The organism is Actinoplanes sp. NPDC051537 (assembly GCF_055586105.1).
The window spans coordinates 37268-50138 of sequence record NZ_JBVJIU010000014.1 but is presented as its reverse complement, the minus strand read 5'-3'; the positions used below and the strand labels follow the sequence as shown (position 1 = coordinate 50138).

Annotated in this window: 9 protein-coding genes; 3 read left to right on the top strand and 6 right to left on the bottom strand. The window is 70.8% G+C overall.

The window, feature by feature from the left end:
• Positions 1-336 precede the first annotated feature (336 nt).
• Both ACZ6TB_RS31410 and ACZ6TB_RS31405 read right to left on the bottom strand, forming a co-directional pair.
• Positions 337-3429, bottom strand: a complete 3093-nt coding sequence (locus ACZ6TB_RS31410; RefSeq protein WP_465560227.1) for a S8 family serine peptidase — start codon at positions 3427-3429, stop codon at positions 337-339.
• 107 nt (positions 3430-3536) lie between these two features.
• Positions 3537-4247 (bottom strand): hypothetical protein, encoded by a 711-nt coding sequence (locus ACZ6TB_RS31405; RefSeq protein ID WP_465560224.1) that lies wholly within the window; start codon positions 4245-4247, stop codon positions 3537-3539.
• Between the two features lie 164 nt (positions 4248-4411).
• On the opposite strand from ACZ6TB_RS31405, the gene ACZ6TB_RS31400 reads away from it, so the two are divergent.
• A complete protein-coding gene (locus ACZ6TB_RS31400) occupies positions 4412-4903 on the top strand; it encodes a pyridoxamine 5'-phosphate oxidase family protein (protein ID WP_465560222.1) in 492 nt (163 codons plus the stop codon).
• Between the two features lie 19 nt (positions 4904-4922).
• Here the strand turns inward: ACZ6TB_RS31400 and ACZ6TB_RS31395 are convergent, their stop codons facing one another.
• The 4 genes from ACZ6TB_RS31395 to ACZ6TB_RS31380 all read right to left on the bottom strand — a co-directional run bounded on the left by ACZ6TB_RS31395 (position 4923) and on the right by ACZ6TB_RS31380 (position 8770).
• Positions 4923-6221, bottom strand: coding sequence for a discoidin domain-containing protein (locus tag ACZ6TB_RS31395; RefSeq protein WP_465560219.1), 1299 nt, complete (start codon positions 6219-6221; stop codon positions 4923-4925).
• 165 nt (positions 6222-6386) lie between these two features.
• A complete protein-coding gene (locus ACZ6TB_RS31390; protein ID WP_465560216.1) occupies positions 6387-7655 on the bottom strand; it encodes an AI-2E family transporter in 1269 nt (422 codons plus the stop codon).
• A gap of 58 nt (positions 7656-7713) precedes the next feature.
• Complete coding sequence (locus tag ACZ6TB_RS31385; protein ID WP_465560214.1) at positions 7714-7926, bottom strand: hypothetical protein; 213 nt, start codon at positions 7924-7926, stop codon at positions 7714-7716.
• 40 nt (positions 7927-7966) lie between these two features.
• Entirely contained in the window at positions 7967-8770 is an 804-nt protein-coding gene (locus ACZ6TB_RS31380) for a phytanoyl-CoA dioxygenase family protein (RefSeq protein WP_465560212.1), read from the bottom strand.
• A gap of 54 nt (positions 8771-8824) precedes the next feature.
• On the opposite strand from ACZ6TB_RS31380, the gene ACZ6TB_RS31375 reads away from it, so the two are divergent.
• Together ACZ6TB_RS31375 and ACZ6TB_RS31370 are read left to right on the top strand one after the other, a co-directional pair.
• The gene (locus ACZ6TB_RS31375) at positions 8825-9868 is read left to right on the top strand and encodes a LacI family DNA-binding transcriptional regulator (protein ID WP_465560209.1); all 1044 of its coding nucleotides are present in this window, start codon (positions 8825-8827) and stop codon (positions 9866-9868) included.
• An 80-nt stretch (positions 9869-9948) separates the two neighbouring features.
• Positions 9949-12744 (top strand): glycoside hydrolase family 3 C-terminal domain-containing protein, encoded by a 2796-nt coding sequence (locus ACZ6TB_RS31370; protein ID WP_465560207.1) that lies wholly within the window; start codon positions 9949-9951, stop codon positions 12742-12744.
• Positions 12745-12871: the final 127 nt, after the last annotated feature.

The window sequence follows — 12871 nt, the reverse complement described above, 5'->3', positions numbered from 1 at the left end:
ACCGCGCAGGAAGGCCGCGCGTGGGCGCGGCAGGCGACGATGAGCCGGAAGTTCTTGGGGACTTTGTCGTCGAACAGGCGGGGTTGTCGGTGGCCCGGGCATGGCGACGGACATGCCCTCGTAGGCGGTGCGGCTCATGACGCGACCGGCTTGTGCGTGCTCAGAGCCCGGTCGGGATTTCCCGCTGATGAAGCGCCACGGGCCGGCCGGGTTGCCGTATCCGGCGGTCGGGATGCAGGGCGCGCCGCCCTCGGCGATCGGCTTGCCCAGCAGGCCGACCAAACACAGAGAACGGCCCGGGTCCCGTACGAGACCCGGGCCGCCCTCACTATCGGATCAGTGCGAGCCGACCGGGATCAGCTGCGCCTCGGTCCGGCTGGTGTTGTCGTGGCTGATGACCATGAAGCCGCGGGCCGGGGTCTTGGCGAACTCGGCCTTGTCCAGCTTCACCGTCTCGGTGGCGTACCCGTTCGGAGCCACCTCGTCGGCGACACCGGTCGTCAGCGACGGGGTGAACGGGTTGAACGACGCCTTGCCGTCGATCGTGTCGTCGTTGCCGTCGATCGTGCCGATGCTCTCGGCGTGGTACGTCATCCGGGGGCTGTCCGCCGACAGGCACGGCGAGCCCTCGGCGCACAACTGGGAGAGCAGCACCGGCATGACCAGCGTGCTGCTGTCGGTCGGGGCGTCGGCGAAGAACTCCAGCGTGCCGTCGCCGGTGCGGATGTCGAAGACCGCCGTGACCAGCTCGCCGGTGAGATCGCCGGTGGTGAGCAGGCCGTAGTCGACGCCGACGACGTCGTAGTCGTCCGAGCCGTCGCCGTTCACGTCGACGTAGATGTCGAACTCGTTGCGGGCGGCGTTGGACAACCGGTTGTGGGTGTTGACGGCGAACGCGATCGCGTTGTCGGCGGGCAGGCTCTGCACGCCGACGGCCCGCAGGTCCGCGGCGCCCGGCTCGGCGTCGCGTCCGTCGTAGAGGCCCCAGGCGTACCAGTCCGCGGTGCCGGTGACGACGCCGTGCCGGTTGCTGGTCACCGCGGTGGCCGAGCCCTTCCAGCGCAGCGCGCCGGTGTCGACCCGGGTCTCGATGTTCGACACCGACTGCGGAACCAGGTAGTACGGCACCCGCAGCGCGACGCCGCCGTTGCTCTTGCCGACCGGCGTGAAGGTCACGAGGCCGGACACGTCCTGGAACTGCGCCGAGTTCCCGGCGGTCGCGGCCGGCACCTCGAGGGTCACCGGCACCGTGGTCTCGCCGCGGCCGGGCACGGTCACCCGCGTACGGGAAAGCTTGGCCTTGTGCGGGCTGCCCGCGGCCTGACCGATCGCGACCGAGAACGTCTGCGCCGTACGGCCGAGATTCTTGATCTTGATCGTCTTCGTCGTGGCGTAGTCGCGGCCGAGCTCGGCGAACCCGTAGTTGAGCGTCGCCGTCCCGGCGTCACCGAGGGCGATGACCTGGGTGTCGACCGCGCCCGGCGCCTGGATCAGGCCGGCGCCGTCGAGCCGCGTGCGGTAACCGGCCACCCCGCCCGGGCTGGCGGTGTTGACGATCGCCGCCTTCCAGTACGAGACCTTCCGCCAGTCCTTGTGCGCCTGCTTGACCAGGGCGGCCTCGCCGGCGGTGTGCGGCGCGGCCATCGACGTGCCGGACTCCACGGCCGCGCCGGTGCCGGTGCCCACGCCGACCGAGGAGATGCTGACGCCGGGCGCGGTGACGTCCGGCTTGAGCCAGCTGTCCCCGACCCGGGCGCCGCCGGACGAGAAGCTCGCGGTGGCGGTGTAGCTCGGGTTGGTCAGCGGGCTGTTGGTCAGCGTCGTGGTCTGGCCGTCGGCCGCGATCAGGGCCGCCGCCGCGGTGTTCGGCACGCCCAGGAACGGGATCGTGACGTTCGCGGCCTCGCCGGTGTCCGGGTTGCTGGTGATCGCGCCCTCGAACGGCGGGTACGAGCCGTCGGAGTTGACCATGAGGACCGCCGCGGCGCCGGCCGCCTGGCCGAAGATCGCCTTCGCGACCCGGGCGCAGGTGCCGCGGGCGACCACGGCGATCTTGCCGGTCACGCCGGCCGCCTGGAACTCCGCGGAGCTGCAGCCGAGCGCGATGCCCCCGGCGCCGTTGCCGACCACCTTGATCGGCAGCGACGTGCCGTCGGCGAAGGCGGCGCCGTTGGCGTTGACGGCGTCGAGCCCGATCGACAGGTGCGCGCCCGGGAACGACGGGGTGGGGTCGTTGGCGGCGACGCTGATCGTGCTGGTCGCGGTCGAGGGACTGCCCACGATGTACGGCGCGGCGCCCGAGTTGCCGGCCGAAGCGACGACGATGACGCCGTCCTTGGCCGCGTTGTCGGCCGCGACCGACTCGGGGGCGTCGGCGGTGCCGAACGGCGAGCCGAGCGACATGTTGATGACGTCCATGTCGTGGGCGACGGCCCACTCGATCGCGTCCACGGTCATGTCGGTCGAGCCCTCGCAGCCGAACACCCGCACGGCGTAGAGGTCGGCCTTGGGGGCGACGCCCGGGCCCACGAGCCAGGAGTTGGCGGCGACGGTGCTCTTGTCGTACGCACCCTTGAAGGTCTTGCCGTTGGAGAGGACGCCGAAGCCGCCGATCGTGCCGCCCACGTGCGAGCCGTGACCGTTGCAGTCGAGCGGGTTCGAGTCGGGGTGCGGGACGGGCTGGTAGTCGGCGCTCGCCGGGTCGGCGTTGTAGCTGTCGCCGACCAGGTCGACGCCGCCCTTGACCTTGGCCGACTTCGGGCCGAACAGCTTGGGGTCGGCGTTTCCGGCCTCGTTCGCGTGTGCGGCTTCGTAGGCGGCGGTGGTGCCGGGCCCGCCGAAGTCGGCGTGCGTGTAGTCGATGCCGGTGTCGATGACGGCGACCTTGATGCCCTCGCCGCGGTACTTGTCCGGCGCGTTCCACACGGTCGGGGCGCCGATCATCGGCACGCCCTTGGTGTTGTCCGGCTTCACGGTCTGCAACGGGTGCACGCTCACCACGCCCGGGGCGGCGGCGAGCGACGCGAGCTCCTTGGCGTTCACGCGCACCTTGATGCCGTTGTAGGCGTGCTGGTACGTGCCGAGCACCGTGCCGCCGAGCTGGCGGGCCTTCTTCTCGACCGGCGCCTGCTGTTGCCGGATCTTGTCGGTGCGCTGCCGCTTCTGGGTGTCGGTCAGCGGCGTCGCGGCCGCGGCGTCGGCCGCCGCCACCGGCTGCTCGCCGAGCTGCACCATCACGGTCACCGGCTTGTTGGTCAGGCCGGCCGGCAGCTTGGTGATCTTCGATCCGGCCGGGACCGGCTTGAACGCCTGCTTGACCCCGGGCGCCGCGACGGCGCTCGACGAGGCGCTGACCACGCCCATCGCCGTCACAAGAATGCCTATTCCGGCCAAAGCCGTGAATCGCTTGTTGAGTCTGTCTTTGCCCACCAGGGCTGCCTCCCCTCAGGAAAAGACCGGACCTGACAGAAATCGCCAAGGTCCGATCTTGGATGGGGAGTTAACACCGGTTTTGTTTCCAGCACCATCCCTCGGAGCTATCGACTTAGCTCGCCGTCCAGCGCCAACACGTTGAGGTAGGCGGCGCCGTCCGTGGCCTGGACTTCGACCTTGACGGTGATGCTCAGTTCATCGACGTCGCGCAACGGGATCTCCACGCTCCGTAGCACCTCGCGGTCGGCGTTCGTGCCGAAGTCGGTCGTCCACGAGCTGCCGTTGACCTTGAGCGTGAGCTTGGCGGTGGCGTCGCCCTGGGTCAGGACGTAACCGCTGACGTGCAGGATGAGGGTCTTGTCGGCGGTGTCGCCGGTGACCGGGACGGCCGCCTTCTGGCTGCGGCCGGGGCGGTCGATGTCGGTGCCCGACTCGAGTGAGCTGAAGACGATGGTGAAGACCTGGCCGTCGCCGGAGCCGTGGTAGGTGGCGTCGCCGGGGACGGTTCCGGGGCCGAGTTCGGCGGGCCCTTCGGCCGGCGGTGGGGCGGTCTTCGTGCCGCTGCTCTTGGTCGGCCCGGGGGCGCTGGTTCGGGTGCTCGGCTTGGTCTTCGTGCCGGGCTCGGCTTTGTGGCCGGGGTTCCTGCTCGGCTCGGCTTTGTGGCCCGGTTTCGGCGCCGAGGGCTCGACGACGGACGGCCCGGGAGCGTCCGCGTGGGCATCGGGCCCGCGCCCCATCACCAGCATGAAGAGGATCCCCACCAGGACGGCGATGCTCGCGACGATGACGGTGGTGAACGAATGACGAGTGCGCACGGCATCTCCTCGTACGAAGAACTTCGATGTCGCCTCGTACGTGAGCGGTGCGGCGCTCGAAATACGTCGCCTTCCCGACCCGGCCGGTTCCGGCGCCGGAGCGGCGGCTCGGCGGTCGCGCTTCGCCGATGGTTGGGGGCGATCCTCGCGGGCACACCGAGGTCATGAGTGATGACGAGCTGCGCGCCAAGGTGACCCGGCTTATCCGGGACGGGCGGATCTGCATGTTGACCACGATGACCGCCGACGGGCGGCACCTCAGCCGGCCGATGGGGCTTCAGGAGGCGGAGTTCGACGGGGATCTGTGGTTCTTCGCCTTCGAGGACAGCGCCAAGGTGGGGCAGATCCGGGGCAATCCTCAGGTCAACGTGGCGTTCAGCACCGAGAAGAACAACTCCTGGGTGTCGGTCAGCGGGATCGCCGAGATCGTCCACGACCGGGCCAAGGCGGCCGACCTCTGGAATCCGTTTCTCAAGGCCTGGTTCCCGGACGGGCTCGACACCCCGAATCTGACGCTCATCAAGGTGCGGGCCGAATCGGCGGAATACTGGGACTCGCCGCACGGCCGGGTGGTCACGCTCATTCAGTACGGGACGGCGGCTCTCCTGCACCGGCAACCGCCCACGGGAGACAACCAGTCGGTCGAGTTCCCGTAGGCGGCCACCTCAACAAAACTCAGGTGCCGAAGACGCCGAATTCCCACAGCGAGTAGCCGTATTGGGTCGCGCGCTGCGTCCCGTACATCCGGATGTATCTCCCGGAGCCGGACACGTTCAGCGTCTGATTGCCGCCGGTGCCCGCCGTTGTCGAATAGATGGTCGTCCAGCTCGTGCCGTTCGTGGACGTCTGGATCTGGAAGGCCCGCGCGTAAGCCGCCTCCCAGTTCAGGTTCACCCTCGAGATGGTGTGCGTGGCGCCGAGGTCGACCCGCAGCCATTGCGGGTCGCTGAAGGCGCTCGACCAGCGCGTGCCGGTATTGCCGTCGGTCGCTGCCGAAGCGGGCGTGCCGGCGTTCTCGGTCGACGACGCGGTGGTCGCCTTGCCCTGCGCGAGATTGCCGCCGCCGCTCGACGGCCCCTTGTTGTAGACGGCGACCCAGTCGATCGTCATCTGGGCGCCGGAAACGGTCGCGGCATTGGGGCCGCCGCCGAACGCGTCCGGGAAGCCGCCGCCCATGGCCAGGTCATAGATGATGAAGAACGGGTGGTCGACCGCATTGGCCCACGTCGTTGCGTCGACCCGGTTGGCCGGCAGCGTGAAGTAGTTGGTGCCGTCCAGATACCAGCGAATCTCCTCGGGCGACTTCGACCGGTCGATCTCCACCGCGTAGTTGTGGAAACCGGTCTGGCAGCCCGGGCAGGCGCGCTCGCCGCTGCCGAGCCCGGTCGACTCGTTGCACGGTCCGCCCGGGTTCGTCCCGCAATGGAGGGTGCCGAACACCGAGCTGCGCCCGTTGATGTCCTCGAGGATGTCGACCTCGCCGCTGGTCGGCCAGGAGACTCCGGACCGCAGCGGCGCGCCGAGCATCCAGAACGCCGGCCAATACCCAGCGCCATTCGCCGTGGTCACGTTGGGTTGCTGGATGCGGGACTCCATCCGGACCACGCCACCGGGCGCGGCGCCGAACGTGGCGGCTTGGGTCTCGATGCGGCCGGAGGTCCATCCCGTACGGGGACTGGTTCCGCTGTGCAGCGCACGCAGGACCAGGTGGCCGGCGCCGTCCTGGAAGACGTTCGCGGTGCTGTTGGTCATGGTCTCGATCTCGCCGGTGCCGAAGCTGCTGCCCGGCCCGGTGTCGTACTTCCAGGTGCCGGTGTTCACGCCGGTGCCGGACGCGCCGGTGAAGTCGTCACTCCACGTGAGCGTGAAGCCGGCCGGGGGCGCACCGACCGTGGCCTCGGCCGGGCCGGCGACGGCGGTCACCGCGACCAGGGCGGCGACGGTGATCAGGGCACGCCGATGTCGTTTGTGCATGGCTCTCCCTTGCGACGGGGATACACCGGGCCGGCGGGGAACCGGCCGGGTGCGTCACGAGGATGGGGTGAAGAGAGCGCTCTCCCCAGCAGCTAACAACGCGGTCCGGCGGGCGTCAAGCATCCACCTCCGACAATTTGTGGGACACGCGGGAGCGAAAGGCGGCTAGGCCGGCGCCGGCGTCGGGTCGGGCGGCGGTGGCGGCTTGTCGTCGTCGAGCGGCGAGTCCACCTCGGCCGGCTTGGTGCCCGGCGGCTCCCGGTCCGGGGTCGGCTCGCCCTCCGGGTGGTGGGCCAGGTAGCGGATCGCCGTGTTCAGCACCGCCAGGATCGGCACCGCCACCAGGCCGCCGACGATGCCCGCGATCACCACGCCGGAGGCGATCGACAAAATCACCGCGAGCGGGTGCAGCGCCACCGCGCGGCCCATGATCAGGGGCTGGAGGACGTGGCCCTCCAGCTGCTGGACGGCGATCACGACGCCGAGCACGATCAGCGCCTTCACGAAGCCGACCGTCACCAGGGCGACCAGCACCGCCACCGCCCCGGTCAGGGTCGCGCCGACGACCGGGATGAACGCGCCCAGGAAGACCAGCGCGGCCAGTGGCAGGGCGAGCGGCACCTGCAGGATGAACAGCCCGGCCCCGATGCCGATCGCGTCGACGAAGGCGACAAGAACCGTCGCATGCACGTACGACACCAGCGTGTGCCACGAGTAGTGACCGGCCCGCGCGGTGGGCACCCGGGCGTCCCGCGGCAGCAGCCGGCACAGGAAGCGCCAGATCTGCGCGCCGTCACGCAGGAAGAAGAACAGCGTGAACAGGGTGAGGAAGAACCCGGCGGCGAGCTCGCCCACGGTCGTCGCCGTGCTCAGCGCGCCGCTGGTGAGCGCCGCCCGGTTGCCGGTCACCGACTCGCGCAGCTGGGTGATGCCGTCGCTCAGCTGCTGCTGGGAGATGTGCAGCGGGCCCTTGGCGAGCCAGTTCTGCACCTCCTGGAGGCCGTCGCCGACCTGCGAGCTGAGCGTGTCGAGCTGCCCCACGAAGGTGTTGATGATCAGGCCGAGACCGCCGAACACGATGATCAGCGAGCCGACCTCGACCAGTGCCGAGGCCAGCGACTTGTTCATGCCGTGCCGGCGCAGCCAGGCCGTGACCGGCTGGAAGAGCGCCGCGAGCAGCAGGGCCACCGCCACCGGGATGACGACCACCCGCAGCAGCGAGACGAGCCGCAGCAGCACGTAGACGGCGGCGACGAACAGGATGATCCGCCACGACCAGGCGCCGGCCACCCGGACCGCCCGCGGGATGCCGTCGTCGATCTTGGGGGATGCGTCGACCATGACCACCGGTTCGGCGTCGGCCACGAACGGCGGCGTCCGTTCGTCCCGCGACGCCTGATCGAGGCGCGCCCGCAGTTCGTCGATCCAGGCCATGCAGGGCTCCTCCGGCCGAAACAGAGATTGGCCTGCTCCTACCCCGCGGGAAACCCGGTTAACCGCGTGAGTCGGAATTGTCCGATCTGACCCGGCGACGCCGGCGTGGCAGGCGCTTGCCCAGCACGAGGTAGACCGCGTAGCCGGCGGCCGGAACCGCCACGAGGAGGCCGCGCCAGCCGTCGTGGATGACCAGCGGCGGCCCGGCCGAGACCAGGGCGAGCGCGAGGATCATCCGGGAACCGGTGAGCCGTTGGGGACCAGAGGACATCGTGTCCCACACCGTACCCAGCGGCCGAACCGCGCCGGGCTCAGGCCTCGCCCATCACCAGGCCCTCGATGGTGTGCTTCTGGGTGATCGGGGTGAGCCGGTCCACCACCGGGCAGCGCAGGTGATCCCGTACCGCCGCCGGAAGCGACTCCCAGTAGGGCCGGGTGACCGCCATGTCGTGCCTGTCGCCGTTGGTGGCGTCCGGCGCGTCGACGCCGAGCACCAGCACCGGCCGCGACTGCTCGGAGTGGTTGGCGGTGCCGCGGTGGATGGTCAGCGCCGAGCGGGCCGAGATGTCGCCGCGCCGCGGGTACTTGCGCACGGCCCGCTCGTTGTAGCGCTCGTAGTGCGTCTTCGGCGGGAACATGCCGTGCCCGAACGCCGGGTCGTCGTCGAACTGGGTGCCCGGGGCGATCTCGAACGGGCCCATGTCGTCGGTGGTGTCGACGCCGGTCAGGTTGAAGGCCAGCGAGTCGAGGCGGCCCTCGGCCCGGGTCGCCTCGGGCATCGGGAAGTCGCGGTGCCACGGCTGGTTGACGGCGCCGGCGAACGGGATGTCAAAGCCAAGTTCCACGATTTCGTACGCCGGACCCAGCACCGCGGCGCAGACGGCGGTCACCCACGGGTGCGTCACCAGATCGACGAAGCCGCGCAGCTGCTCGGGATGGATCTCCACGTAGTACCGCCGCGGTCCCCGGCCGACGGCGCCGCCGGGACGGTCGACGGCCTCGGCGAACGCGGCCTCGATGTCCTCCCGCATGGCGTCGGCCCACTCGACGCTGAAGGCGCCGCGCAGGGCGGTGATGCCGTCGGTGTAGAGGGCTTCCCGTTCCGAAGTCGTCATGCAATCCATGTTGCAACGTGGCATGCAACGTTGCAAGTCGGCTAGCATGACCCGATGGGCGCCAATCTCAAGCAGGTCGCCGAGCGCGCCGGCGTCTCGGTCCGCACGGTGTCCAACGTGGTGTCCGGCTTCGCGCTGGTCGCGCCGGAGACCCGCGAGCGCGTCCAGCGGGTGCTCGACGAGCTGCAGTACCGGCCGAACGCGGCCGCCCGGCACCTGCGCGGCGGGCGGTCCGGCCTGGTCGCGCTGGTCGTGCCCGAGATCGCCTCGCCCTACTTCGGCGAGCTCGCCGGTCACCTCGCCGACCGCGCCGAGGCACACGCGTGGACCCTGCTGGTGCAGCAGACCGGCGGCGATCCGGCGCGGGAACGAGAGCTTCTCGATGGCGTACGCGGCCAGACCGTCGACGGTTTGATCATGAGCCCGTGGGCCCTGTCGCCGGCCGACCTGACCCGCCGCCCGGACAGCGCTCCCCTGGTGCTGCTGGGCGAGCAGGACGCCGGCGGCCTGCTCGACCATGTCGCGATCGACAACGTGGCCGCGGCCGCCGCCCTCACCCGCCACCTGATCGAGGCCGGCCGCACCCGGATCGCCGCCGTCGGCCTGCAACCGCACCTGGCCAACGGCACCGCGGCCCGGCGCGCCGAGGGCTACCGGCAGGCGCTGGCCGCGGCCGGCCTGCCGCACGATCCGGCGCTCGAGATCGCCGTCGAGCGGCTGCACCGGTCCGACGGCGCCGCGGCGATGCGCCGGCTGCTCGACGCCGGCACGCCGGTCGACGCCGTGTTCGGCTTCAGCGACCAGCTGGCCCTGGGCGCGATGCACGCGGCCCGGGAGCGTGGCCTGCGGGTGCCGGCCGACCTGGCGGTGGCCGGCTTCGACGACATCGAGGACGGGCGCTACGCCGATCCGCCCCTGACCACCGTCGCGCCCGACAAGGCGGCCATCGCCGAGGCGGCGCTCACCTGCCTGGACGATCGAATCGGCGGCTCGGCCGACCCGCCCGCGGCCCGCAGGATTGTCGTGGCCCACCGCGTGGAGATCCGCGCGAGTTCCGGAACCGTTCCGGAACCGCATCCATCTTCCCCGATGGGATGAGCGCCGGTGATGCTGAGGACATCCCCGATCCCCCGGAGTCCCCTGTGTCACGAAAAATCGGTTTTATCGCCGCGTTAGCGGTGAGCGCGGTCCTCGCCGCGACCGTGAGCGCCACCCCCGCCCTGGCCGCCGACCAGCCGTGGATGAACACGGCCCTCTCCCCCGCCGACCGCGCCAACGCCCTGCTCGCCGCCATGACCCAGGCCGAGAAGCTGACCATGCTGCACGGCGGGGGCGGTTGCGGCTACGCCGGCTGCATCCCGGCCAACACCCGTCTCGGCATTCCCGCCCTGCGCCTGCAGGACGGTCCGGTCGGGGTCGGCGACGGCGCCACCGGGGTCACCCAGCTGCCGGCCCCGGTCGCCGGCGCGGCCTCCTGGGACGCCGCGCTCATGCGGCAGTACGGCGAGACCCTCGGCGCCGAGCAGTGGGGCAAGGGCACCAACGTGGTCCTCGCGCCGACCATCAACATCGTCCGCGACCCGCGCTGGGGCCGGGCGTTCGAGTCGCTCGGCGAGGACCCCTACCTGGCCGGTCAGATGGCCGCCGCCGACATCCAGGGCGTCCAGAGCCAGGGCCCGATGGCGCAGGTCAAGCACTACGCCGTCTACAACCAGGAGACCCGCCGCAATACGCTCGCCGACAACGCGATCGTCAGTGACCGGGCCGAGCGCGAGATCTACCTGCCCGCGTTCGAGACCTCGGTGAAGAGCGCCGACTCGGTGATGTGCTCCTACTCGGCGATCAACGGCGCGTTCGGCTGCGAGAACGGCCCGCTGCAGAACCAGATCCTCAAGTCCGAGTGGGGCTTCGACGGCTTCATCACCTCGGACTGGGGCGCCACCCACTCGACCGTGGCCTCGGCCAACAACGGCCTCGACATGGAGATGCCGGGCGCCGACTACTACGGGACGGCGCTGACCAACGCGATCAACGCGGGGCAGGTCACGCCGGCGACCATCGATGATCACGTACGCCGGGTGCTGGTTCCGATGTTCCGGCGGGGTTTGTTCGATCGCACCCAGACCGGCTCGATGTCCGCCACCGTCACCTCGGCCGGGCACACGAGCGTGGCCCGGCAGGTCGCCGCGGCCGGAAGCGTGCTGCTCAAGAACGCAAGCAACGTGCTGCCCGTCCCCGCCACCGCGAAGAACATCGCCGTGATCGGCACGCCCATGTATCAGGGCGGGGGAAGCGCCGCCGTCAATGCCAGCAACACCGTCTCGCCCTTGCAGGGCATCACCCAGCGGGCCGGCGCCGGCGTCACGGTGACCTATTCGCCGGGCACGGCATCGGCCGGCATCACCGGGCTCGGCGGCAAGTGCATCGATGTGGCGGCCGCCAACCCCGCCAACAACACCACCATTCAGCTGTACGACTGCAACGGCACCAACGCGCAGACCTGGACCCAGAATGCGGACGGCACCTTCCGCGCGCTCGGCAAATGCATGACGGCCCAGGGTGCGGCCGCCGGCGCGAAAGTGCAGCTGTACGACTGCAACGGCGGCGCCGGGCAGAAATGGACCGCCACCAATGGCACGCTGGTGAATCAGGGCCTGTGCCTCGACGCGACCGGCCAGAGCTCGGCCAACGGCACCCCGCTTCAGGTGTGGACGTGCACCGGCGCCGCGAACCAGAAATGGACGCTGCCGAGCGGCGGCGGCCACGACGCGGCCGTGAACGCGGCGCGCGCGGCCGACATCGCCGTGGTCTTCGTCAGCAAGTTCGAATCGGAAGGCTCCGACCTCGCCGACATCAGCCTGCCCGCCGACCAGAACCAGTTGGTCACCGACGTCGCCGCCGCCAATCCGAACACCGTGGTCGTCGTCAACAGCGGCTCGGCCGTGACCATGCCGTGGGCCGGTTCCGTGCGCGGCATCGTCGAGGCCTGGTACCCCGGTCAGGAATACGGCAACGCGATCGCCTCGCTGCTTTTCGGCGACGTCAACCCGTCCGGGAAACTGCCGGTCAGCTTCCCCGCCGCGCTCACCGACGTGCCGGCCCGCACCACCGCGCAATGGCCGGGCCAGAACAACACCGTGCAGTATTCCGAGGGCGTCGACGTCGGCTACCGCTGGTACGACCGGCAGGGCCTGGCCCCGCTCTTCCCGTTCGGCTTCGGCCTTTCCTACACCACATTCGCGTACGCCAATCTGGCCGTCGCCGCCCCCGACGGCGCGGGCAATGTCGCCGTTTCCTTCGACGTCACCAACTCCGGCTCGCGCGCCGGCGCCGAGGTGCCGCAGGTCTATGTCGGCCAGCCCGCCTCGACCGGCGAGCCCCCGCGGAACCTGCGCGGATTCACCAAGGTCACGCTGAACCCGGGCCAGACCCAGCGGGTCACGATCACGCTCGACGCCCGCAGTTTCCAGTACTACGACGGCGGCTGGCGCACCGCGTCCGGGGCACACCAGATCATGGTCGGCGCCGGATCACGCGACATCCGGCTGACCGGAGCCGTCACGCCGGGCGGCTCCACGGGCGGGGCTCTATCCCGTACGGGATGGATCGCCGCCGCCGCACCGACCAGCGCGACCGACGTCCCCGCCCGCATGCTCGACGGCAACAGCGCCACCCGCTGGAGCTCCGGCACGCCGATGACCAACGGCAACACGGTGACGCTCGACCTCGGCGCCGCCCGCACGTTCGCCCGGCTCACGATGGACTCGGCCGGCAGCACGCTCGACTACGCCCGCGGCTACACGGTGGCCGTCTCCACCGACAACGCCACCTGGCGCAACGTGGCCACCGGAACCGGCACGGCGGCGCTGATCTCGGTGCCGCTGGGCACGCAGACCGCCCGCTACGTGCGCATCACCCAGACCGGCTCGGCCAGCTCGTGGTGGTCGATCGCCGAGCTCAACCTGTACTCGTAGTCCGCACCCCGGGGTCGGGGGGGGGGGGGGGGGGGGGGGGGGGGGGAGGGGGGGGGGGGGGGGGGGGGGGGGGTGGGGGGGGGGGGGGTGGGGCGGCGCGGAAAACCAAGCGAAGAGGGGGAAGGGG

Excerpts from the sequence above, each read along its gene's own strand:
- ACZ6TB_RS31400 (WP_465560222.1), top strand. The coding sequence starts at position 4,412 with ATGAGTGATGACGAGCTGCGCGCCAAGGTGACCCGGCTTATCCGGGAC.
- ACZ6TB_RS31395 (WP_465560219.1), bottom strand. The coding sequence starts at position 6,221 with ATGCACAAACGACATCGGCGTGCCCTGATCACCGTCGCCGCCCTGGTC.
- ACZ6TB_RS31390 (WP_465560216.1), bottom strand. The coding sequence starts at position 7,655 with ATGGCCTGGATCGACGAACTGCGGGCGCGCCTCGATCAGGCGTCGCGG.
- ACZ6TB_RS31385 (WP_465560214.1), bottom strand. The coding sequence starts at position 7,926 with ATGTCCTCTGGTCCCCAACGGCTCACCGGTTCCCGGATGATCCTCGCG.
- ACZ6TB_RS31380 (WP_465560212.1), bottom strand. The coding sequence starts at position 8,770 with ATGACGACTTCGGAACGGGAAGCCCTCTACACCGACGGCATCACCGCC.
- ACZ6TB_RS31375 (WP_465560209.1), top strand. The coding sequence starts at position 8,825 with ATGGGCGCCAATCTCAAGCAGGTCGCCGAGCGCGCCGGCGTCTCGGTC.